This window comes from Terrimonas sp., assembly GCF_003075435.1.
GTDB lineage: Bacteria > Bacteroidota > Bacteroidia > Chitinophagales > Chitinophagaceae > Agriterribacter.
In genome coordinates, this window is sequence record NZ_QCZJ01000002.1 from 57,971 (window position 1) to 82,876 (window position 24,906).

17 protein-coding genes are annotated in these 24,906 nt (G+C 39.5%); 11 read left to right on the forward strand and 6 right to left on the reverse strand.

What is annotated here, in order from left to right; translation table 11 throughout:
- The first annotated feature begins 113 nt into the window (after nt 1-113).
- The 9 genes from DC498_RS02920 to DC498_RS02955 all read left to right on the forward strand — a co-directional run bounded on the left by DC498_RS02920 (nt 114) and on the right by DC498_RS02955 (nt 17,069).
- Complete coding sequence (locus tag DC498_RS02920) at nt 114-3,092, forward strand: zinc-dependent metalloprotease (protein WP_165813731.1); 2,979 nt, start codon at nt 114-116, stop codon at nt 3,090-3,092.
- A 110-nt stretch (nt 3,093-3,202) separates the two neighbouring features.
- The gene (locus DC498_RS02925; protein WP_206197514.1) at nt 3,203-5,689 is read left to right on the forward strand and encodes a DUF1549 domain-containing protein; all 2,487 of its coding nucleotides are present in this window, start codon (nt 3,203-3,205) and stop codon (nt 5,687-5,689) included.
- 115 nt (nt 5,690-5,804) lie between these two features.
- The gene (locus tag DC498_RS02930; protein WP_116872639.1) at nt 5,805-7,244 is read left to right on the forward strand and encodes a DUF1501 domain-containing protein; all 1,440 of its coding nucleotides are present in this window, start codon (nt 5,805-5,807) and stop codon (nt 7,242-7,244) included.
- A 380-nt stretch (nt 7,245-7,624) separates the two neighbouring features.
- Nucleotides 7,625-7,786, forward strand: a complete 162-nt coding sequence (locus tag DC498_RS26070; protein ID WP_165813732.1) for a hypothetical protein — start codon at nt 7,625-7,627, stop codon at nt 7,784-7,786.
- A gap of 202 nt (nt 7,787-7,988) precedes the next feature.
- Nucleotides 7,989-9,284, forward strand: a complete 1,296-nt coding sequence (locus tag DC498_RS02935) for an MFS transporter (RefSeq protein WP_116872640.1) — start codon at nt 7,989-7,991, stop codon at nt 9,282-9,284.
- A gap of 26 nt (nt 9,285-9,310) precedes the next feature.
- Nucleotides 9,311-10,441 carry a WG repeat-containing protein gene (locus tag DC498_RS02940; protein WP_116872641.1) on the forward strand — a complete coding sequence of 377 codons (1,131 nt, stop codon included), beginning with the start codon at nt 9,311-9,313 and terminating at the stop codon, nt 10,439-10,441.
- A 117-nt stretch (nt 10,442-10,558) separates the two neighbouring features.
- The gene (locus DC498_RS02945) at nt 10,559-14,038 is read left to right on the forward strand and encodes a hypothetical protein (protein ID WP_240627834.1); all 3,480 of its coding nucleotides are present in this window, start codon (nt 10,559-10,561) and stop codon (nt 14,036-14,038) included.
- Between the two features lie 106 nt (nt 14,039-14,144).
- Nucleotides 14,145-15,104 carry a class I SAM-dependent methyltransferase gene (locus tag DC498_RS02950; RefSeq protein WP_240627836.1) on the forward strand — a complete coding sequence of 320 codons (960 nt, stop codon included), beginning with the start codon at nt 14,145-14,147 and terminating at the stop codon, nt 15,102-15,104.
- A gap of 12 nt (nt 15,105-15,116) precedes the next feature.
- Nucleotides 15,117-17,069, forward strand: coding sequence for an acetoacetate--CoA ligase (locus DC498_RS02955; protein ID WP_116872643.1), 1,953 nt, complete (start codon nt 15,117-15,119; stop codon nt 17,067-17,069).
- A gap of 4 nt (nt 17,070-17,073) precedes the next feature.
- Here the strand turns inward: DC498_RS02955 and DC498_RS02960 are convergent, their stop codons facing one another.
- Nucleotides 17,074-18,213, reverse strand: a complete 1,140-nt coding sequence (locus tag DC498_RS02960; protein ID WP_116872644.1) for an AI-2E family transporter — start codon at nt 18,211-18,213, stop codon at nt 17,074-17,076.
- 86 nt (nt 18,214-18,299) lie between these two features.
- Nucleotides 18,300-18,782, reverse strand: coding sequence for a GAF domain-containing protein (locus tag DC498_RS02965; RefSeq protein WP_116872645.1), 483 nt, complete (start codon nt 18,780-18,782; stop codon nt 18,300-18,302).
- Nucleotides 18,783-18,997: 215 nt separating this feature from the next.
- On the opposite strand from DC498_RS02965, the gene DC498_RS02970 reads away from it, so the two are divergent.
- On the forward strand, nt 18,998-20,071 hold the full coding sequence (locus tag DC498_RS02970) for a ferredoxin--NADP reductase (RefSeq protein WP_116872646.1): 1,074 nt from the start codon (nt 18,998-19,000) through the stop codon (nt 20,069-20,071).
- Here DC498_RS02970 and DC498_RS02975 read toward each other — a convergent pair.
- The 4 genes from DC498_RS02975 to DC498_RS02990 form a co-directional block, all read right to left on the reverse strand.
- A complete protein-coding gene (locus DC498_RS02975) occupies nt 20,057-20,551 on the reverse strand; it encodes a cytidine deaminase (RefSeq protein WP_116872647.1) in 495 nt (164 codons plus the stop codon). The two genes, DC498_RS02970 and DC498_RS02975, sit on opposite strands and share 15 nt — an antisense overlap.
- Before the next feature lie 21 nt (nt 20,552-20,572).
- On the reverse strand, nt 20,573-22,090 hold the full coding sequence (locus DC498_RS02980) for a S26 family signal peptidase (protein WP_116872648.1): 1,518 nt from the start codon (nt 22,088-22,090) through the stop codon (nt 20,573-20,575).
- Nucleotides 22,091-22,234: 144 nt separating this feature from the next.
- The gene (locus DC498_RS02985) at nt 22,235-22,897 is read right to left on the reverse strand and encodes an alpha/beta fold hydrolase (protein WP_116872649.1); all 663 of its coding nucleotides are present in this window, start codon (nt 22,895-22,897) and stop codon (nt 22,235-22,237) included.
- A gap of 6 nt (nt 22,898-22,903) precedes the next feature.
- Nucleotides 22,904-24,067 (reverse strand): sigma-54-dependent transcriptional regulator, encoded by a 1,164-nt coding sequence (locus DC498_RS02990; protein ID WP_116872650.1) that lies wholly within the window; start codon nt 24,065-24,067, stop codon nt 22,904-22,906.
- Nucleotides 24,068-24,174: 107 nt separating this feature from the next.
- Here DC498_RS02990 and DC498_RS02995 point away from each other — a divergent pair, with 107 nt between their 5' ends.
- Complete coding sequence (locus tag DC498_RS02995) at nt 24,175-24,906, forward strand: DUF4846 domain-containing protein (protein WP_116872651.1); 732 nt, start codon at nt 24,175-24,177, stop codon at nt 24,904-24,906.

Genomic DNA, 24,906 nt, shown 5'->3' on the forward strand with positions numbered 1-24,906 from the left:
TGCGAAGAATATTAATTCTGCATAGGTGGTGGGGACTATTTTTAGCCTGTTTTTTTACTTTTTCGCATGCTTATACTCAAACAACCTGTGGTTTTGACCACATAAATACTTCTTTGAAAAAGCATTTTCCCTCTGTTGCGAAATCAATTGCTGATAACGAGGCCGCGATTCAGCAAATCATCCTGCAAAAAAGAAAACAACCCGGTGCTGAAAAAAGGATTATGACAACCTATAGCATTCCTGTAGTGGTTCATATTTTGCATACCGGCGAAGATATCGGAACACAAAATAATCCCACCGATACTAAAATTATAGAAGCAATAGATTACCTGAACGAAGTTTATGGTGGTACTAACAGTATGCTTACTCCTGCGGGAGTTAACGCAGCCGGGGATATCGGAATCAGGTTTGTATTAGCTCAACGCGATCCTGATTGTAATCCAACCAATGGCATAAACAGGGTTAATATGTCAGCCAACCAGGACTATGTTGCAAATGGAGCTAATTACCAGGATGTGACTGCTGATGTTGCTATGAAAGCGTCGATCATCTGGGATAAATCAAGGTACTATAATATTTATGTGGTAAATAAAATTAATGGTCAGGATGGATTTGAAGCGCCATTTGTGGCCGGGTATGCTTATTTGCCCAACAGTAGTGCTATTGATGGAGCCGTTATGCTTGCTTCGCACATGAAAAGAGGGTCAACAACATTAGTACATGAAATAGGGCACGCATTTAATTTGTATCATCCTTTTGAAGGGTCAAATGGTAAGGGTGAATGCCCTGTTGGAGAAGGTGATATGGTTGATGACACAGAACCAATATCCCGCAATGCAGGCAGTGATGGAACGATTGATTTCACCTGCCGCACCGGTCCAAATCCCTGCAACAATAATCAACCGTATACTATAAGAACAGAAAATAATTTCATGAACTATACGGCTTGTAATACGCTCTTTACGCCGGGGCAAAAAGAGCGTATGCTGGCCAGTTTGCTGTTAGAAGACCGTAAAACGCTTATTACTTCAACTGCAATATTACCTACCCATCAAAGCCCTGTTTGTCAGCCGAAAATTAATTTTGAAAAGGAATATACTGAACTGGAAAGAACTTCATATCGTACCATTGAGTGCCGTAGTTATAAAGATTATACAATTAATCTTTCTATCAGTAACAAACCATTGAAACAGGTAACAGCACAATTATTTGTTGATACAGGTTCAACTGCCGTTGAAAATATTGATTTTAACTTCCCGGCAGGTAAGTCCATTGTTTTTCCGGCAGGACAATACAATGCACAACCTTTTAAAGTACGCGTATTCAGTGATGAGCATTATGCTCAACCACGCATATTAAAACTTGGGTTTTCAATTGATGATGGTACTGACGCATTAAAAGGTACAGCTATTACTACCATGCGTATTGTGCTGTTGCCTAAAGACGAAAAACCCTCGCCCCCAGGTGCTACAGTCAGCCGGCGGGTGGGTTTATACGACCCTGAAATTACAGGTACTAAAATTTTTAATGGAGAAGTCACATCACAAAAAAGCCAGATTTTATACCGCGCAAACGAACTACGCAGCGCAGGAATAGTAGCCGGGAATATTGCAGGCTTTAGTTTTTATCTTCAAAAACAAACTTTAAAACCATTTAAAAATATTACTGTAAAAATGGGGCACACTCAGTATAATGCCCTGGTAGACAATGGTACAATATATACTGTAAGTAATATTTCAACAGTATCCAGCCTTTCATCCTACACAACATTCCAGGGATGGAATTATTTTAAGTTCAACGTTCCGTTTGCATGGAACGGAGTGGATAATATTGTAATTGAAATCTGTATTGATAATGATAAGGATGCTGGTTTTGGATTGGATGATATGTATGCGTTTGCAGATACCGGATATGTTGATCGTGGTAATACAATATTCTCAACCAATGAAGGCTGCCAGGCAAATTTTACATCTGTATCTTATTATTCAAATGGTATACGACCAGTTATACAATTCGAGTGTATTAAACCTGCAAATGCCGTTGCAGATACTATCTCGGTTTCTGCTTCAGGATATCTTGGGCCTTATGCTGAAATTTATTTTTACGACAACTCTTCTCCACGAAAAATTCTCGGTAAAATTAAAAACCTGAGTTACTGGAACTACGGCTGTACAAATATCAGTATTGACAGGTGTGGTAATACAGTAGCGGCCTTCTTAAATAATGTAAAATCGCAATTTCTTGCACAAAAAACTTTTTTAATTACTCCTCAGCGAAATAATCCTGATGGTAAATATGAACTGACGCTTTACTATACTTCAACAGAAAAAGATGGATATGAGCAGGGAACCGGAGTACAATGGAACGATATAAAAATGATTAAAGCGCATGCTCCTGTAAGTTCAGTGTCTCCTGAAAATCCGCCGCCAGGTAATATAGAAGTGGTTCAATTATATGAGGTTAACCGTTATGGTGATGCATATGCGTTAACTGCCCGTTTCAACACCGGGTTTTCTGCATATGGCATAGGTGTGATAAGCAATGCCGCGTTACCGGTTGAGTGGCTTACATTGCAAGCCCTTGCTGTTAATGAAAATGATGTTTTGCTGCAATGGCAAACAGCTTCAGAAATTAATAACAGCTATTTTGAGGTAGAAAAAAGTGATGACGCTGTAAACTTTACAGTTGCAGGCAGGATATACAGTAAAGGGAACAGCAATACAATATCCTCCTATGAGTTTCTGCACCGTAACCCGGTTGCTTCAGGAAAAATATATTACCGGTTAAAGCAGGTGGATAATGACGGCAGATTTAATTACAGCAGCACGGTAAATGTAAATTTTGATAACAGTACAACTCCTTCCATATACCCTGTTCCGGCAGTTGGATACATCCACATTAATTTTGGCAAAACTGTATTAAATCCGGTAATTGAAATATTCAGCAACGATATGAAATTATTAGGTATATCCAGAAAAACGACCAGGACCGCTTCTGAAAAGATCAATATACAGCACCTTATTCCCGGAAATTATATTGTTCGCCTGAGCTTTGAAGGAAAAACATATGCATTGAAGTTTATTAAGCTTTAACGCATAAGCTTATTTATATATACTTGTAATAAGACTTATAGTACAGGATGGTTGTTTTCATTTATCTTTTTAAATTGTGTTCTTTGTAAATCAAGCTTGCTTTTCCACAAATGAAATCCTTGAAAGTTTTATTTACCGGTCAAATTATTTCAACCAGTTCTGCGAAGTTTTTCGTAAAAAGTTTTGCAGTGCTATTTGCAGTGTCTGTGCTTTTTGCTGTGCCGGGTATGGCAGAGCCAACTGAAGAAGTTGCTAAAGAGCCCGTTTTTTGGCTTTGGGCTTTTTTAGGACGGCTGCACCCCATGATTGTTCACTTCCCTATCAGTTTATTGTTTATTGCATTGTTCATGGAATTGTTGGGCAGAAAATCCGGCAAGTACAATGTTGCAATAAAAATGCTGGTTTACACAGGCGCAGCCTCTGCTGTTCTGTCTGTAATACTTGGATTACTATTAGCAGGCACCGAAGAATATGGAAGTGATGTATTCTCTATTCATAAATGGACAGGAATTGCTACAATGGTTCTTGGATTGCTTAGTGCGGCTGCTTATGCATTTTCGAACAGAACTGTACAACGGACACTGCTTACTTTTACAGTACTTGGAGTAACCATAGCAGGACATTATGGAGCATCGCTTACGCATGGTGAAGACTACCTGACAAGCGTTTTGCCTGGTAAAGATGCTCCGGGAGAAGGACAAACCACCGCGGCTAATTTTGTGCTAACCGCACAAGCCGGCCCATTAAATGAAACACAGATACAGGAACTGAACCTGCAGGTGAGAACAATTCTTGCACATAATTGTTACAATTGTCATGGCTCTGCAAAAGTAAAGGGTGAGTTAAGGCTGGATTCAAAAGAAGCGATTTTTAAAGGCGGTGAGCATGGCAAAGTAATTGTTCCGGGCGATGTACATACAAGCGAGTTATTGCGCCGTATCAAACTTCCGCGAAGCGATAAGGAAGCAATGCCTACCAAAGGCAAAGCCCTGAGCAAAGAAGAAATTGCTGTTATTGAATATTGGATCAAACAGGGTGCTCCCTGGCCAAGCGGTGAGCTAAAGAGTTTATACAGGGTGGCTGAGTTAGCCCCGCGCCTTCCAAAAATTCCGGTAGTAACAGGTGATCTTAGCAATCCGGTAGATCTTTTTGTAAATGATTACTTTAAAAAAAATAAAATAAAATGGGTAGCGCCTGTTGATGACCGAACATATATCAGGCGTGTGTACATTGACGTTACAGGGCTTTTGCCACCCCCTGATTCAATAGATGCTTTTCTTAAAGATGCAGACCCGGGCAAACGTTCAGCATTGGTTAGCCGGTTGCTTACCCGCGATGATGATTATGCCCAACACTGGCTCACATTCTGGAATGATGCGTTGCGTAATGATTATACCGGCACAGGTTATATTACAGGAGGCAGATGGGATATCACCAAATGGTTGTATGCTTCTTTAAAAGAAAATAAACCATATAATGAATTTGTAAGGCAATTGGTTAGCCCAGATAAAGAATCGCAGGGTTTTGTAAAAGGTATTAAATGGAGAGGAACGATTAACTCAAGTCAGCGTACAGAAATGCAGGCTGCGCAAAATGTTGCCCAGGTATTTTTAGGGTTAAACCTGAAGTGTGCGTCATGCCACGATAGCTTTATCAGCGATTGGAAACTGGAAGACTCATACGCTTTTGCTAATTTGTTCAGCGATAGCATACTCGAAATTAACCGTTGCGACAAACCAACCGGCATTATGGCGCCACGGCGTATGCTGTATAAAGAATTAGGTGAAATTGATACCAATGCTGTTACGCAGGAGCGCCTTAAACAGCTTGCAGATCTGCTGGTGCAACCTAAAGACGGGCGACTGTATCGTACATTGATAAACAGGATATGGGCACAGTTAATGGGGCGCGGAATAGTGGAGCCGGTTGATGTAATGGATAATGCTCCCTGGAGCCAGGATCTGCTGGATTGGCTTGCATATGATTTTGTTGAAAACGGATATGATATCAAAAAACTCATTTATAAGATACTTACTTCGAAAACATATCAGCTTCCTTCAGTTGGTGTTAAAGAACCAGAGGAGATAATGTCGCCTAATTATGTATTTAACGGAATGCTGCGCAGAAGACTGACCGCAGAAGAATTTTCAGATGCGGTAAGTGTTGCCATACAACCAGTTTATGCTGATAGCATGGCTGTATTTAAATTGTTGCCGGAAGATTTTAACAGGAATATCCCTTTTGCAAGGGCATCTCTTGTAAAGAATGATCCTTTCTTAACTGCACTTGGCAGACCGAACCGGGAAACGGTTTCTACCAGTCGTACCTCGCAGGCAAGTTTATTGCAGGCATTAGAATTAACCAATGGTTCAAAATTTAATGATGCCATGAAGCATGGCGCAGCTAAATGGAAAAACAAATATCCTGATACTAAAACATTGGTGAAGGAAGTTTACCGGAGTGCCATAGGCAGATTGCCTGGTAAAGCTGAAGAAGAAGTGGCAGAAAAAGCATTAGGCAATAATCCGGCAGAAGCGGCAATACAGGATTTTATGTGGGCAATGGCCCTGCATCCGGAGTTTCAGCTGATATACTGAATAGTGAATAGTCAATGGTGAATGGACGATTCTTGATTGACTATTCACTATTGACTATTCACTTTTGTAACTTTGATTAAACATCACGGGTCTTTCAATTCAAAATAATAATGACATGAAGCGCAATTGGAACAGAAGAGACTTTATAAGGCAAACCGGCGCGGCAACTTTAGCCGCCATGGCGGCGGCGGCTCCTGTGCCTGCTATATTAAGCGGCTGCAATAGCAAAAATAAAATTGCAGGCAATACTTCTGCTGATACCGTTATATTATTATGGATGGCCGGCGGTATGGCACATACTGAAACATTTGATCCTAAAAGATACACACCATTTGAAACAGGCATGGAAGGTAACCGTGTATTGAGCACTTTCAAACCAGTGCCTACGGTGCTGGATGGTATTAATTTTTCGGAAGGCTTACAGTCTATTGGCAATGTAATGGATAAAGGCACATTGATCCGTTCTTATGTTGCTGCAGATATGGGACATATCCTTCACTCACGCCATCAATACCATTGGCATACCTGTTATGAGCCACCGCAAACTGTGGCGGCCCCGCATATAGGAGCATGGATTGCAAAAGAATTAGGTCCTAAAAATCCAGTTATACCTGCATTCGTAGATATAGGGCAACGGTTTACCGTAGGCGAAGCGGAAGAATTAAAGGCATTTCATACTGCCGGGTTTTTGGGCAGTGAATATGCACCGTTTATGATTCCGGATCCCAGCCAGGGACTGGAAAGTGTACGACCGCCTGTTGGCATGGATGCAAAACGTTTTGAGAAACGTAATCAGCTCTATACTGATCTCATTAATAAAAGCCCTTTGAGTGAATTTGGAAGCGATTATCAAAAGGAATCTTTGAAACGTTCTATGGAACAGGCTTATATGCTTTTAAATTCTCCTGAGGCAAAAGCATTTGATCTTAGTCTTGAGCCCAAGGCTTCTTATGACATATATAATACCGGAAGATTCGGGTTAGGCTGTTTATTAGCCAGGCGCCTTACACAACAGGGCGCAAGATTTATAAGTGTTACTACAGAGTATGAGCCATTCATGGGTTTTGATACACATGAAAACGGGCATACAAGAATGGCCGGAATGAAAAAAATGATTGATGCCCCGGTTGCACAATTGATCAAAGATCTTGATCAGAGCGGCCATCTCGACAGAACAATGATCATCCTGGCAAGTGAATTCAGCCGCGATATGATGGTTGAAGGCCGCCCGGATGCGAAAGTTCAGGAGCAGGTAAATCAACCGGATATTTTAAATGATTTGAAGTTTTACGGTATGCACAGGCATTTTACAGATGGTTGTTCCATACTGATGTTTGGCGGAGGCATTAAAAAGGGTTTTGTATACGGCAAAACTGCCGATGAACGTCCATGCAAGTCAATAGAAAACCCTGTTAAAATTGACCAGATACATCAAACAATATATCATGCGCTTGGTATACCGGAAGATAAACAATATGAAATAGAGAAACGCCCATTCTATACAACCCCGGATGGAAAAGGTAAGCCTGTGTTGGAATTGTTGAGTAAAGCATAACATGTTTTTACCCGTCTTTGTTTGGTAGTCGTTTTGCAATAACCCTTTGCCGGTTGGTCTGTAATTCAGCATTTCCTCCCCGGCACGGTCTATGCTTTTATCAACACTATTTTCAATATAAAAGCTTAAAATTTTGACTCCTAATTCTGTTTGATCCAGGTATAAATAATTTTTATTATCTTTGCATTTTAATAGCGCAATATGTCTTACAGCGCATCGTTTTTATGGGGTAATTTATCCGCTTAGCCTGGTGTCAGTTATACCTCCTCTTTTGCTTCAGCCATAATTTTTGATTGCTTCACATTAGCGTTCACGTTTGCTTTACATATGTACAAGAGTTTGATTGCGATATCCGCAATTGTGATGTTAAATTTTATAATATGGAAACAATTATTAAAGAGCTGAGTTTTGACGAAGAAATGGTGAATAAACTGGAAAGCAAAAAGGTAGACCTTGATGTATTATATGTTTACCTGATGGAGGGTAAAATAACCATGAAGGAATATCTGCACCTCTGCGGGGTTGATAAAACAGCCGCATAATATTTACTTGTATAAAGTATCAATAAAACAATATTTCAGTGCACAGGTATTACCGCAGCACTGAAGCTAATAGAGATCCATCTGCTGCAATTATTTCGCCAGCCTGGTAATTAACTGCCAGGCTTTTTTATTTATTATCTGCTGAATCTTATTTGCAACATATATTTGAGCACAAATCAAACCGGCATTTTTATTTCCTTATATGTTTAACTCGCCTGCATCCCATCATGCGGATATTAAAAAAAGAATAAAAGCCATTACCGGCGGCTCAATCGGCAACCTTGTTGAGTGGTACGACTGGTATGCGTATTCTGCATTTGCATTGTATTTCTCCCCGGCTTTTTTTCCACAGGCAGATCGTACGGCACAACTACTCAATGCTGCGGGCATTTTTGCGGTTGGGTTTTTAATGCGGCCTATTGGTGGATGGATATTCGGAAGAATTGCTGACAAAGCCGGAAGAAAAAAGGCAATGACATTATCCATTCTACTGATGTCTTTAGGCGCTTTGCTAATTGCCTGCACACCTTCGTACAATATCATTGGTGTAGCAGCTCCGGTAATTTTATTTATTGCCCGCATGTTGCAGGGATTAAGCGTAGGAGGGGAGTATGGTACTTCCGCCACTTACTTAAGCGAAATGGCAACCAGTAACCGGCGGGGATTCTATTCAAGTTTTCAGTACGTAACATTGATAGGTGGGCAACTGGTGGCGCTGGGTGTTCAGATCATACTGCAAAAGCTGTTGCTTACTGAAGAGCAGCTTCATGCCTGGGGTTGGCGCATTCCCTTTGTAATCGGGGCTTTGCTTGCCGTTGTGGCACTATATATAAGGAGCAATCTTGATGAAACATCTTCTTTTATTGAAAAGGCTGAGAAGCATGAAAGGAGAGGAAGTATTTCAGAACTTTTGAAACATCCCCATGCCATTGCATTGGTAATAGGTTTAACACTTGGAGGCACTATAGCATTTTATACTTATTCCATATACATGCAGAAATTCCTGGTAAATACGGTGCATCTTACCATTAATCAAAGCACGATCATATCTTTTTGCTCACTTTTTTTGTTCGCTTTGCTGCAGCCGGTTTTTGGATTATTGTCCGACAAAATTGGCAGAAGACCCCTGCTGATGGCTTTTGGTATTGCAGGCACAATATGTACTGTACCGCTGCTGACAGCAATAGGTAATACACAAACTGTGTTCCATGCATTTTTACTGATTATGGCAGGGCTTATTATTGTGAGCGGTTATACTTCTATTAACGCGGTTGTAAAAGCAGAATTATTCCCTGCGGAAGTGCGGGCACTCGGCGTAGGATTACCTTATGCGTTAACTACAGCTATTTTTGGCGGCACTGCTGAATTTATAGCGCTTTGGTTTAAAAAAAGCGGACATGAGTCTTATTTCTACTGGTATGTAACCCTTGCTATATTTATTTCCCTGATCGTATATGTTACGATGAAGGATACGAAGAAGCATTCGAAGATCAGGTGATTTATGGCAATCTATATTTAAAGCTTATGAACTATTGCAGATTAATAGGATTAGGTTTTGCTTTTCTATTTACTTCATGTGGAACTTACAGATTTAGCAAAACCAGGAAATTTTCAAAACTTAATAATGGTAAAGAAGTTCTGACAAACCAATATGCTGGTTATTCAGGAACAAACAAGAACACCTATTATGCTGTTAATATACTTAACCTGTTTAATCTAAAGGGGGAATGTAATTCTTTTAATCTCAGTTTTGAAGATGTTGATAAAGCGAAAATTTCTTATTGGCAATATAATGATACTTTAACCCAATGGAAAGAGCAAACTTTTAAGGGTAAATGGAAGAAAAAGTATTTTGAAATTTACTTTAATAAACATCAACTCTTCGTGCCTCTTTTTTTCAGCAATATTGATATAGATAGGATCAGAATTGGCGTGAATAAAGAACAGGAATTGATAATTACGCATTTTGAAGAAAGGGGTGGTAATATATTGTTTTTAGCAGGCGGATATGCTGAAGAAAATCCCTATATTTTTAAATCAACCGCACAACTTAATGCACCATTGCCAATGCAGGAGAATGGGAAATGGGGATTTCAGGATGCTAGGAATAGTATAGTAATTCCAGCGCAGTTTGATTATGTGTATCCATTTCAGAATGGTGCAGCAATTGTTTCGCATAATAAAAAATATGGGCTGATAAATAGAGAAGGAAAATTTCTTGCAGACCTGATATATGATAAGATGGAATATTTTGACCGGCATGGACTACAACCAGTGTATAATATCAAATCAGGAAGCAAATATGGAATGATGGATACGTTGGGTAATCTTAAAATTAAACCTGTTTATGATTCATTAGCGAACAGATGGAATGAAAAATTTTTGATAATAAATGAAGGTAAATATGGATATGCGTGCAGGGATGGTATTATCATCCCTGCCATCTATGATGCCCCGTTTTGGTTCAATTACAGCTCAGACCAGCTTATTTTTGGAAAAAAACTCATGATGGGTCAGGCAAAAAAGAACGGCATTACATATTTTGTTGATGAAGATGGATATGAATACGATGCAAAACCTTTGAAAGGTGTAGTATTCAGTACCACACAATATGTGCCGGTTAAAAATACTAAAAGGAAATTAGTGGCAGAATAGTTTTCCGATAAGTTAGAATAATACCAAATCCATTCGTGCATTCGTGGCATTTCCCCCTTTTTTCTCATTGATATACAATAAATTCTAACTTTAGGCATTCATACAAAAAAGGAAGGATTGAAAAACCGGCTGCTTTTGATATGGTTGTGTTTTATGGGTGTTCAATGGGGGGTGGCCCAGCAAAATCCTTCGCTGTCCAATCTCAGGAAAAAGGTCATTTCTCCTGTAACAGATACCATCAGGCTTGATACACTGAGCATAGTGCCCGGCACTTTTAAAATCACAGGAATTTCACACGAGGCATATATACTCGACTATTTTAATGCCCGGCTTACCTGGAAACAAAAACCTGCTACAGACAGTCTTCTTGTTTTTTACCGTGTATTTCCCGGCAGTTTTCATACTACTTACCAGCGCATGAGGTTTGATAGTATTAAAAACAATTTTTTTGCAGGCGCCGATCTTGGAGTCAATACTTCTCAAAACTCCATTTTTGATTTTGGTAATGTAAATTATAATGGAAGCTTCGGACGTGGGCTTTCTTTCGGCAACCAGCAGGATGTGGTGTTGAATTCAACGCTGAACCTACAGATGAGCGGATACCTTGCGGATAGTATACAGATAGCGGCGGCAATTACAGACAGTAATATTCCTGTTCAGCCGGATGGCAATACGCAAAACCTGAATGAGTTTGACAAGGTCTTTATTCAATTCAAAAAAAACGGCTGGCATTTTGATATTGGCGATATTGATATACGCCAGCAGCAAAACTATTTCCTGAATTATTATTCCCGCCTGCAGGGGGGGGCTTTTGAGCAGGAAACAAATGTAAGTCCATCCATTAAAAATCATTTTTTGGTAAGTGGCGCCATTGCAAAAGGCAAGTATACCCGAAATGTTTTCCAGGGAACAGAGGGTAACCAGGGCCCTTACCGTTTACAGGGACCCAACAACGAACTTTTTTTTATAGTACTGGCAGGAACGGAAAGAGTATATATTGATGGCGAACTATTGCAGCGCGGCGAAGACCAGGATTATGTGATTAATTATAATACAGCCGAAGTAACGTTCACACCTAAGCGAATGATCACCAAAGACAGTCGTATACAGGTAGAGTTTGGATATGCAGACAGGAATTATCTTAATGCACAATTATATTTTTTTGACGAAGCTGCTATAGGAAAGAAACTTAAAGTCCGTCTGGCTGCTTATTCTAATGCTGATGCAAGAAATTCTCCCATTAATCAAACGCTCGATATAAAACAGAAGCAATTTTTGGCAGATGTCGGTGATAGTGTGCAAAATGCATTATACCCTTCACAGTCACTCGATACATTTGCAACTAATAAAATATTATACAGGAAAATTGATACGGTATATAATAACACAGCGCATGATTCTGTATTTGTATATGCTGCCACAAAAGAAGACCAACTGTACAGCCTTGCTTTTACGGAAGTTGGCGCAGGAAGAGGTAATTATGTGCCTGATGAAACCAATGCGGCTAATGGAAAAGTTTTTAAATGGGTGTCGCCTGATGAAAACAATATACCCCGGGGAAATTATGAACCGGTAATTTTATTGATAGCTCCAAAGAAACAGCAACTGGTAACCATAGGTGCTGATTATGCTTTATCAGATAAAACCATTATCAGCACAGACCTTGCGCTGAGTAATTATAATATCAACAGTTTTTCTTCAAAAAACAAAGGCGATGATATTGGCTATGCTGCCAAATTTGCGTTGATGGATACAAGACCCGTTAAAAAATCAGCGAAGGATATAACCCTTACATCTCAGTTAAGCTACGAATGGGTGCAGGACAGGTTTAAGCCGATTGAACGTTTAAGAACCGTAGAATTTTACCGCGATTGGGGTTTGCCGATAACGGTAAATGCCGCAACAGAAAATCTTTTTAAAATCGGTGCACAGTTAAACGGCAAATCCGGCAATACCGTTCAGTATAAGTTTGAAAATTACCTGCGGGGTGATGGATATAGCGGCGTGAGAAATAGTATTTTGCAAAGATCGGATTATGGCAACTGGCATTTCAATAACCAGTTGAACATAACCAACTTTAATCTTTCAGATCAGAAAGGATATTACCTGAAACCTGTATTGGATATATCCAAAGATTTTCCTTCTTTAGGAAACCATAGAATTGGGGCAGGTTATACACTTGAAAGAAATTTTTCCAGGTATAAGCAATTGGATTCGCTGAATGCGGCCAACTTTGCTTTTGATATATGGCAGGTGTATGTAAAATCACCCGTTAGTAAACCTAATAAATGGGGCGTCACTTATTTTACAAGAAGCGATAGTTATCCTTACCTGGGGAAATTGCTGCGGTCAGACAGGAGCAATAACGTTAATGCATATACGGAATTGATGAAAAGTGAGAAGCACCAGTTACGTGTGAATATTACTTACAGGAAATTAGATATACTGGATGATAAAGTTAACCCAACCCGCAAGGCGGAGGAAACCATACTTGGTCGTACAGAGTATCTTATTAATGAATTTAAAGGATTAATTAACGGAAATGTATTGTATGAAGTAGGAACAGGGCAGGAGCAGAAAAGAAATTTTACTTATGTGGAAGTGCCTGCCGGCCAGGGAGAATTTACCTGGATTGATTATAACAATGATGGTATACAGCAATTGAACGAGTTTGAATTATCGCAGTTTAAAGACCAGGCAAAATATATACGCATCTTTACGCCAACCAATGAATATATAAAAGCAAACTACCTGCAGTTTAATTACAGTTTTATTATTAATCCACGTGCTGCTATTAATGCGGCAAAAGCCAATGGATTCCAAAAATTGCTCACCAGGTTATATTTTCAAAGCTCCCTGCAGGTATACAAAAAAGAAATGTCAGGCAGCTTAAGCTTTAATCCATTCTCAACAGCGTTATCAGATACTTCACTTATCATTTTGAATAATGTTTTCAGTAATTCATTTTCGTTTAACCGTTCCAGTAGTGTATGGGGTTTAGATTTGAACAATATCAGGAATGATAATAAGGCTTTTCTGACTTATGGCTACGAGAGCCGGAAAGTAAATGAGTGGAATGTAAAGAGCAGGTGGAACATGACCCGTAGCCTTTTGCTGGAACTTATCGGAAAGAAAGGGTTGACCCGTTTGATAACACCCAACTTTGACAACAGGAATTACAATATCGAAGGTATAGGGCTGGAGCCAAGGCTTTCCTTTACCCGTAATACCAATTTCAGGATACTGCTGGGGTATAAGTTTGATGATAAAACCAATACCGATTCTACACAAAAAGCAACCATACATTCTTTGATAAGCGAAGCTAAATATAATGTGGTATCAAGTACTTCCGTTACTGCAAAATTTACTTACAGCCAGATTAAATATTCAGATCCGGCCAATGCAAACAGTGCTAATACTTCGGTTTCCTATATCATGCTTGATGCGCTGCTGCCCGGAAAGAATTTTTTGTGGACGGTAGACCTTACCAAACGGCTCACTTCTTATCTTGAGTTAAATTTTCAGTATGAGGGGAGAAAATCCGCTGCATCAAATACCGTACATGTAGGCAGGGCATCGTTGCGGGCGATATTTTGATTTTAATGTATACATGATTTTACAATCTTCCTATTGAACATTTATGAAGTTTTGCATCCATCTTTTGTGTATTTTATGAATGAAAAATTTCATGTACGTTTGAACCATGCAACCGGTGATTTCTACAGATAAATTACAGATGTTTGAGAACAGGCTGGCCAAAGTATTCAAACATATTCATAAGCAGGCAAAGCGCCAGGATATTACCTGTTACCGGGTATATGATCATGACCTGCCGGAATTTCCGATGAGTATTGATTTTTATGAAGACAAACTATATATAGCGGAATACCGCCGCAGGCATGGTATGAGCGATGAGGAACATGAACAATGGCTTGATGCCGCGTTAGCTGTGGTTGAAAAGGTATTGTGTGTGGCGCAGGATAAGATTTATGTAAAACAAAGACAGCGTAAGCAGGGCCGGTTGGGACAATACCAGAAAGTAAGCGAAGAAAAAGAGTATTTTGTTGTAGAAGAAGCCGGGTTAAAGTTTAAGGTAAACTTATCTGATTACTTAGATACCGGTTTGTTTTTAGATCATCGTATAACAAGAGCAATGGTAAAGCAGGAAGCAGCCGGAAAAAGAGTATTGAATCTTTTTGCCTATACCGGCTCCTTCAGCGTGTATGCGGCAGCGGGAGGTGCTTCTTCGGTCACCACGGTTGATCTCTCCAAAACATATCTTACCTGGGCTGAAGAAAACATGGTATTGAATGGCTTTAATGATACCTCCTTTCGTTTTGATAATGCTGATGTAAAGCAATACCTGCAGGAGTTGAAACCGAATATGTTCGACCTCGTAATAATGGATCCGCCCACATTCAGCAACAGTAAAAAAATGAAGGACGATTTTCTGGATATACAGAGAGATCATGTGGAGCTGATCAGCAATGTACTATATGCCATGTCGCCAGGAGCCATTTTATATTTCAGCACTAATTTTACAAAGTTTATACTGGATAAAGAAAATATACATTGTTCCACAATAAAAGATATTACCGGCGCAACAACGCCTTTTGATTTTTCGGGTAAGCTTAAACGTTATTGCTGGAAAATAGTAAAATAAAATTGAAGTAGTATGGAGCCTGCTGTTTTATGGACACCGTCTGCAGAATGGAAAGAACATTCAAATTTGAGCTATTACGCCAAATGGCTTGGTATTCATTACGACGTATCAGTCCATAATTACAAAGCTTTATGGGAGTGGTCTGTGCAGCATGTTGATCTGTTCTGGAAGAGCATAACTGAGCATTTTGATATTATCTGGCACAACCCATATAGCATAGTGATTAGCGATGATGCCATGCCACATACAAAGTGGTTTGAGGGTGGCACACTAAATTATGCGGAACATGTTTTCAGAAATGCAAATAGCGAATACCCGGCAATAATATTTCAATCAGAGCAACAGGCCTTAACTTCTGTTAGCTGGGAAATGTTGAAGAATGATACAGCTGCACTGCAAACTTATCTTATTGCACAAGGTATTAAACCTGGAGACAGAATAGCGGGTTATCTTCCTAATATTCCGGAAGCGTCTGTAGCACTGCTGGCTTCAATGGCCATCGGGGCCGTTTGGAGTAGTTGCTCTCCTGATTTTGGTGTGGAAAGCGTGATTGAACGTTTTAAACAAATAGAACCCAGAATTTTAATTGCCGCAGATGGATATTCATATAATGGTAAAACCTTCAGCCGCCTGGATGCGGTAAAACAAATAAAAACAGCATTACCCAGTGTTGAAAAGGTGATTATTATTCCATACCTGGATAAAGTAAGTATAGAAGAAAATGTTGAAGCCGAAAAATGGAACGATATAATGCAAACAGCTTTTAATGAGCTGACTTTTATGCCTCTACCATTTGAGCATCCCGTCTGGATCTTATATTCTTCAGGCACTACAGGTGTACCAAAGGCTATTACGCACAGTCATGGCGGTGTTTTGCTTGAACATTATAAATATTTATGGTTTCACAATGACATTAAGCCCTGTGAAATTTTTTTTTGGTTCACCACTACCGGCTGGATGATGTGGAACTACCTGCACGGCGCATTGCTTGCAGGCGCTACTATTGTGTTGTATGATGGAAGTCCGGGTTATCCGGACTTAAATGTGTTATGGAAACTGGCAGAACAGACCGGGCTTCATCATTTTGGTACAAGTGCGCCATATATTATGGCCTGCAAAAAAGCAGGTATACGTCCCCGTGAGTCTTATGATTTATCAGCTCTACGTTCTATAAGTTCTACAGGTTCTCCATTGCCGCCTGAAGGGTTTGATTATGTATATGAGAACATAAAAAAAGATGTTTGGTTATGCAGCATGAGCGGCGGAACAGATGTGTGCACCGCGTTTGTAGGCGGCGTGCCCTGGCGTAACGTATATGAAGGTGAAATACAGGGCAGGGCTTTAGGATGCAGTATGTATGCTTTTGATGAGGAGGGTAATGCGGTATCAGATGAGGTAGGAGAGATGGTAATAACAAAGCCGATGCCCTCCATGCCGGTATACTTTTGGAATGATCCGGATTTTGAAAAATATACTGCCAGTTATTTTGAAACATATCCCGGTATATGGAGGCACGGCGATTGGTTAAAGATAACGCCCCGGGATGGTGTAGTGATTTTAGGAAGATCGGATGCTACACTCAACCGGCAGGGAGTACGTATAGGAACTGCTGAAATTTATCGTGCAGTTGATAAAATAGATAAAGTAAAAGACAGCCTGATAGTGAATATTGAATTGACCGGAGGTGGCGATTACATGCCTTTGTTTGTGGTAATGAAAGATGGGATTTTACTGGATGAAGAAATAAAGCTGTTAATAAAAGCTACATTACGTACAACCTATTCTCCCCGGCATGTACCCGACGAAATTATAGAAGTAAAAGATTTGCCCTATACCATCAGCGGAAAAAAAATGGAAATGCCGGTAAAGAAAATATTGATGGGAAAACCGGTGAATGAAGGAGCTGTAAAGAACCCTGAATCGCTTGAGTTTTTTAAGCGTTTTGCAGAAGTAAAAAAAATCTAGCTCTTTATTCCTTCTCATCATTATCCTCGTTTGTTTCTTCTGCCTTCCTTACATGTTTATTTCTCAGTCGTACAACCGGGTTAGTCATAGGGCTTAATCCAGGTCTTTCATCCCCGAGCAAGAATCCCCAATGCTTAAAGCCTGTAGAATGATCAAACATGATCTTGAAAATAGCTACAAGCGGCAGGGAAAGAAACATTCCCGATATACCGGCTATTGTGCCACCTACAATAACTGCTATGATACTTACCAATGCATTTATTTTAACTTTAGATCCAACAATGCGGGGCATTAAAATATTGTTGTCGAGAAATTGCACCGCTGCAATAACGCCTAATACAAGTAATACCTGCGAAAGTTGATTGGACGAAGAAAGCGTTAACAAAACGCCGATTATATTACCAATCAAAGCCCCCACATAGGGAATAAGATTGAGCACCGCAAAGATAATCGCGATCAACCATGCATGTTTTATTCCAAACAACATCAAAATAGTACCTAATAATATGGTCATGTAAGTAATCTGTATCAACAAACCAAAGAGATAGCTTTTAATGATTACTTCTGTGCCGCGTAATGCTGATTCTACCTGCGGGTGATCCTCCTGCTTGAACCACAGAAACACAAAACGCAGTAAAAGGTTTTTATAAAACAATAAAAGAAAAACATAAATAGGAACAAGTCCAACAAAAACAAAAACGCCTGTTAGTGTTACTGCTGCTCCACTAAGATAAGAGCCTGCATTATTCAGTAGTTTTGAACTTTGTTCGTTCAGAACAGATAATTGTTTGGAGGCACTTACCTCAAATTCCTGTTCAATCCATGAACTGAGTGTTGCCCAGTGCTGATTAATATTTTTCTCTATTTGAGGAAATTCACGAACCAGGCTTGCAATCTGAAAGGAAAGCAGCGTTCCTATACCTATTATGACAAGCGAAGCGGTAAGTATACTTAAAACAATGGCTATGACTTCAGGTATCTTTATTTTAACTAAAAACCGGTATACAGGCAATAATACAAGGCTTACGAAAAATGCCATCAGCAATGGCATTATAATATCGCTGGCTACAGAAAATAAGGCTAATAACAGGCATATACCCAGTAGCTCGATTGACCGTTTTACGGTAAGTGGCAAATTGTTCATATAATGCTTTCAATTGTATATAAAAATATGCCAGTAATTTAATATTATCATAAAAATAGGAGGCACCCGGGTATTTGCATAAGCCGTCAGCGGCATAACCATTCAATCATATCAACTATGCGTTCTAAGTAAAATTGATCTGTACTGTCAAATGTATTTAATGTTGCGCTGTCAACGTCCAGTATGGCTACAACCGTATTGTTTCTTATAACAGGTATCACAATTTCTGATTTTGATAGACTGCTGCAGGCTATATGCCCGGGAAATTTTTCAACGTCAGGTACAATGATTGCTATCGCGCTTTCCCAACTGCTCCCGCAAACACCTTTGCCCTTACGGATACGGGTACAGGCTACCGGTCCCTGGAATGGACCCAGGACCAATTCTTCCTGCCTTACAATATAAAATCCCACCCAAAACCAGCCGAATTGTTCTTTTAATGCCCCCGTAATATTCGCGAGATTCGCTATAAGGTCTGGTTCTCCTTCAATTAATGCTTTTATTTGCGGCAGTAGCGTTTCATACTGTTCTGCTTTTGTACCGGATGATATTATTAAGTCTTCTGCCATGAATCAAAGATAATTTAAACTTGCTTAAATGGCAGAGGCGGGCTGACATCAAATCCTGGCAATAATATCTGTAGCAGGATTTTAACACAAAGCGGCACAAAGATTTACACAAAGAACCACAAAGCAATGATCCATTCCGCTGTGACGGGGTATGCTGCGCAATGATAATCGGGTTTTATAAATTTGATGCTGTTAATTTGTAATCAGTTTAAAAAATGGAAAAGATTTTACAATTACGTATTATTGATATTATTCCTGAAACAACAGAGGCTTATAGTTTTGTGCTGGAAGATATTGAAGGCAATGATATTCATTACAAGGCCGGGCAATTTCTAACCCTGATTTTTATAATAAACAACCGTGAGGTAAGGCGTTCGTATTCCATATCATCAACATCCGGAGTGAATGAAAAGCTGCAGATCAGCGTAAAGCGTGTGCATAACGGGGAAATTTCAAGGCATTTAATTGATCATTATTCTGTTGGTGATATAGTAGAAGCGATTGCACCTTCAGGTATGTTTGTATTGAATGAAGGAAGCTATGAAAATAAAGATGTGATACTACTTGCTGCAGGCAGTGGTATTACGCCCATGATATCTGTAATAAAAGAGCTGTTATATAAAAGAAGCGCCAATTCTGTTGTACTGATGTACCAGAACAGATCCGTGCAAACTACTATCTTCAGGAGCGAAATAGAAAAGATTGCCACTGATTTTTCAACAAAATTCCATTGGCTTGATTTCAGGAGCTCAGACCAGGAAGATGCTTTCTACCGGAGATTAAATAATGAAAAATTAGAAATGTTGATCCCGGGTTATATAAAATATGATCCTGCGAAAACTTCTTTTTTTATCTGCGGGCCGGAATCGTTTATGCGTATGTGCCAGTTCACTGTTACGCTGATGGGATTTGACAGTAAGCAAATAAGGAAAGAACATTTTGTTATTGATAAACCGCCGGCTCCGCCACTGATTATAAATCCTCAGCCGGCTAAGGTTACTATTTTGCAGCAGCATATTTCGTTTGAAACAATGTATCCCAAAACCATTCTTCAGTCGGCGCTTGATCAGCATATTGCTTTGCCGTATAGTTGCAAAGGCGGAAGATGTTCTACCTGCGTAGCAACATGTGTAAGCGGCGAGGTTATTATGAGTATGAATGACGTGCTGACCGAAAAAGATATGAAAGCAGGCCTGATCCTGACCTGTGTTGGCTATGCCGTTACAGATATTGCATTGGAATATAGTACTGATGCGGCAGGCAAAGACAATCGATTACAACATGTCTGATCCGGAAAAAGAAAAGGGGAGGAGGTCAGCGATATTTTCAATAATATATATAGCCCCTTCCATTCCGGCAAGTATCAGCCTGATTGGTTTTTGCTGTTGCAGTTGATATTCTAAAATACTTTGCCTGCAGATGCCACATGGCGCTACAGGTTTGCCGCTTTTATTATTCTTTTTATTAAAATAGCTGATGGCAATGGTATCAATACCAATTTTGGGATAGAATGATGAAATCGCGGACAGCAATACCCGCTCTGCACATAACCCTGCCGGTGAAGAAGCATTTTCCTGGTTGGAGCCTTTTACTATTTCTCCGTTATACAGTAATGCAGCCGCTCCAACGGTAAACATTGAATACGGCGCATAGGCATCACCGGTAGCATTGCGGGCTTCAAGCAGTAATGCTTTGTCGTTTTCCATCAATGCCTCAACCGACTCAAATACCGAATAGCTCAACGTGATATGCTTCTTTTCCGCAGGCATTACAATGCTGTTAATGAATGATTATTTGATTGATCTGAATAGCCTGTTCCATCTGGGGGCCTTATCCCAGCTAAACCATATTAAGGAAGCACGTCCTACAACATGATCTTCCGGCACAAAACCCCAGAATCTTGAATCCTGTGAGTTATGGCGGTTGTCACCCATCAGCCAGAAATAATCCATCTTAAAAGTATATTGATTGGTTTCCTGCCCGTTAATGATAAACTTACCATCTTTTTCTTCGAGTTTATTGCCTTCATATACATTTATCACTCTCCTGTAAATAGAAACATTTTCCGGAGTTAATGTTATAGAGGAGCCTTTTTTAGGAATCCAGACAGGCCCATAAAAATCCTCACTCCACTTGTAATGCGCGGTATCCTGCGGAAACATTTTAGTATATCTTGGTTCATCTTCAGCATACTCTTTAGCATCCGGATAATTTAGCTTTTTTGATACACTTTCTATATAGGGTTGCTGCTTCATTTTTTCTGCTTCAGCTTCTGTAAGTGTAATTAAATATTCACTATTTCCTGAAATGGAAATTTGTCCATATTTTCCTTCTACATTGAATTCTTCCTTGAGAACTTCTTCATCAAGGGCAACCCCTTTTGTTTTTACTATATAATTAGTTGCCGAATTTGGTGGTACATAAGCAGTTGAGCCATTTACGTACAAAATTGCTTCTTTCAATTGTATTGTGTCACCGGGAATACCCACACACCGTTTAATAAAGTTCTCCCGTTTATCCACTGGTCTCACAATAATATCATCTCTATCTAAAATGGCTTGTCTATCTCCTTTATATCTTTCTCTTAAGGCATCATAGTAGTTTATATTGGATTCATATTCACCAACAACCGTATCTCCTACGGGATAATTAAATACTACCACATCATTGCGTTCTATCGGGCTTGACCATAATCTTTTGTACGGCAGTTTTATCCATTCCAGGTAAGATTTTGTGTTGATGACAGGTGCAGTATGATGCACAAAGGGAATAGCAAGTGGTGTATTGGGGAGCCTTGGTCCATAGCTTAGTTTACTTACAAACAGGAAATCATTTACCATAAGCGTTTTTTCCATACTGCCTGTTGGTATCACATAAGCTTCAAAAATAAAAGTGCGGATAATAGTAGCTGCAACAACGGCGAACACACCTGCGTCTATCCATTCCCGTGCTGAGGATTTTTTATAATTCTTTACCACAGCATTACCTGCATATCTTTCATTTTTTGAAAATCCCAGGTAAGGAAAGTATATAAATGGAAGAAATACCGCCGCAGTATGATGTAAAACTGAAAAACGGCCGAAGTGCTCAACAAACTTTATATATATCCAGATAGAAATAAATTGTCCTACAATGGGGATAAACTGGAGAAAAAACCAATGTTTTTTTAATGGCATTTTCTGTACCATTTCCCAGGTGTTATAATATGGTACAAGTGCCTTCCAGGGGTCGATACCGGCTTTTTTAAACATGCCGTACAAGCCAATATGAAAACCGATAGTACATACAATAAAAATGATCAAGCCCATTGTTGAAACGTTAAATTAAAAAGTCGCCAAAAATAGTATAAATATTTATCATGGCTATAAGTAGGCAAATATGATGAAATGTTACAGGTTTGCTTTCTCTAAATTTGTTAAGGAAAACATATTGCCGTTAACCAGGTATTTACCTTAAATGATTTTCCGAAGCACTTCCGACACCTCCTCCGGCTTATGATATAACATAAAATGCCTTCCGGCTTCAATGCTATGGGTAGGTGTTATTTTTTTGATGGGGAATATTCTGTCTGCTGTGCCATGGATATGATAGAAATCCTTGAAAACACGTTCATTTTTCCAATGCAGTATCTGCCTGATTGACCATTTTAAATAATAAGGATTTACATTTTTCCTGTATTCACGGGCAAGCGCTTTTTGATCCTGTGTATATGAGCCGAGAAAATAATTTTCAATGGGCTCAAATAGTTTTAACGGGCGAATATCATGTAATACTCCTGTGGGTATCAACCGGTATAATCTCAGTTTACCACAAAGTTTCATCCAGGTGGGCAACTGATGATGTGTTTCTACACTGGAGATCAGGATCAGCTTTTTTACCGGCATAATGCGGGTAATTTCAATAGCCATGATGCCGCCAAAAGAAACACCGATCAGTGTGAAATCGTCCGTGGAGGTAATTTGCGCGGCCATTCTTTTGGCATACGCTTCAAGTGTTTCATCCTTTTCGGGCACAAGCCATTGTATATAATGCACATCTGTACCAGGCTGCCAGGTAAGCTTACTGAAAATCCTTTCATCTGCACCCAATCCACATATACAATACACTTTTTTCATTTCCCTTTATTTTCTTGGAATCACATAGCTGCTAACATCATCTTCCTTAATACTTTTTCCGGACAGAATAACAAGGCGTTCAACAACATTTCTCAGCTCCCTGATATTGCCCGTCCAGTTGTTATCCTGCAAAGCCTTCATGGCATCGCCATCAATTTCTTTTTTGGGAATACCATATTCTGTGCAGATATCAGCTAAAAATTTATCAACCAGCAGCGGGATATCATCCCTGCGGTCATTTAATGAAGGCACATGAATAATAATAACACTCAGGCGATGATATAAGTCGAGGCGGAATTGTTTTTCATCCACTTCCTGCAATAAGTCTTTATTGGTTGCAGCAATTACACGAACATCCACGCTGATATCTTTATCACCGCCAACCCTGGTTATTTTGCCTTCCTGCAGCGCCCTCAATACTTTTGCCTGTGCATTAAGGCTCATATCGCCAATTTCATCGAGGAAGAGCGTTCCGCCATGTGCCTGCTCAAATTTTCCTATGCGTTGTTTTACGGCTGATGTAAATGAGCCTTTTTCATGCCCGAATAATTCGCTTTCTATTAGCTCACTTGGAATAGCAGCACAATTCACTTCAATCAAAGCACCTTTGGAGCGATTGCTTTTTTCATGTATCCAGCGGGCAACTAATTCTTTTCCTACACCATTTTCGCCCATGATCATTACCCTGGCGTCTGTTGGTGCAACCTTGTCAATTGTTTCTTTTATTTTTATGATTGGTGCTGATTCGCCTATCATTTCATCAACCTTCGTTACCTTTCTCCTTAACACTTTTGTTTCGGTTACGAGGTTGGTTTTATCCATAGCATTGCGTATCGTTATCAGCAGGCGGTTCAGGTCAGGAGGTTTCGACACATAATCATAAGCTCCTTTTTTTACCGCTTCAACGGCTGTTTCAATAGTGCCGTGCCCTGAAATCATAATAACCGGAACATCAGGATTTATCTCGGCAACCTTATCTAAAAATTCAATGCCATCCAGCTTGGGCATTTTAATGTCGCACAATACAACATCATAATTTTTTTCTTTAAACTTTTTCAAGCCTTCTTCTCCGTCGCCTGCCTCGTCTATTTTATATCCTTCATAAGAAAGTATTTCACCTAAAGTTTTACGGATCGCTTTTTCATCATCAATGATCAGAATATTTGACATATACGTTATAGTTCTTTGTGTGTATAGGTTAATAAATTTTTAACAATCTTATTTTATGCAAACTGCTATTGGTGCGTCTCATAATAACTTTTCAAAAATAAGGAATTATGAATTGGTATTTTACCCTGCTCTTTTCAGCCTGTTTTTCCCCTTCCTTTATCGCAACCAATACAGGAAACAGTAAGGACCGTATTCGTAATATCCCATTACCTTATGGTTATAAACGAATAGAATTCCCGGAGCGCTCATTTGCCGAATGGTTAAGGAATATAAGGCTGAAGCCTGGCAAAACGGTTTACCTGTATAACGGGTTTCCCAAAAAAAATCAAACTGCACAATTTGCCGTGCTGGATATACCTGTAGGTAAAAAGGATTTACAACAATGTGCTGATGCGGTAATGAGGCTTCGCGCCAGCTACCTGTTTGACAATAAAAGAATGAATGAAATTGTTTTTTACGATAATAGCAACAAGGCGTATAGATATACCGGTGGTGAGAATATTCAGCACTTTGAAAATTATCTTGAAAAAGTTTTTGCCTTTTGCGGTACAGCTTCTTTAGAAAAACAGTTAAAAAAGAAGCCGGTTCAGGATATTGCACCCGGCGATGTACTGATCAAAGGAGGGTATCCGGGACATGCAGTAATAGTGATGGATATTGGAGTGAAGAGCAACGGTGAAAAAATTTACCTGTTAGCCCAAAGCTATATGCCTGCCCAGAATATTCATATTTTAAAGAATAACCAGGATGAGTTATTAAATCCCTGGTATGCTGTTACCAGCAGCCAGATTATTACGCCGGAATGGATATTTCAGTCAACGCAATTATACGGATGGTGA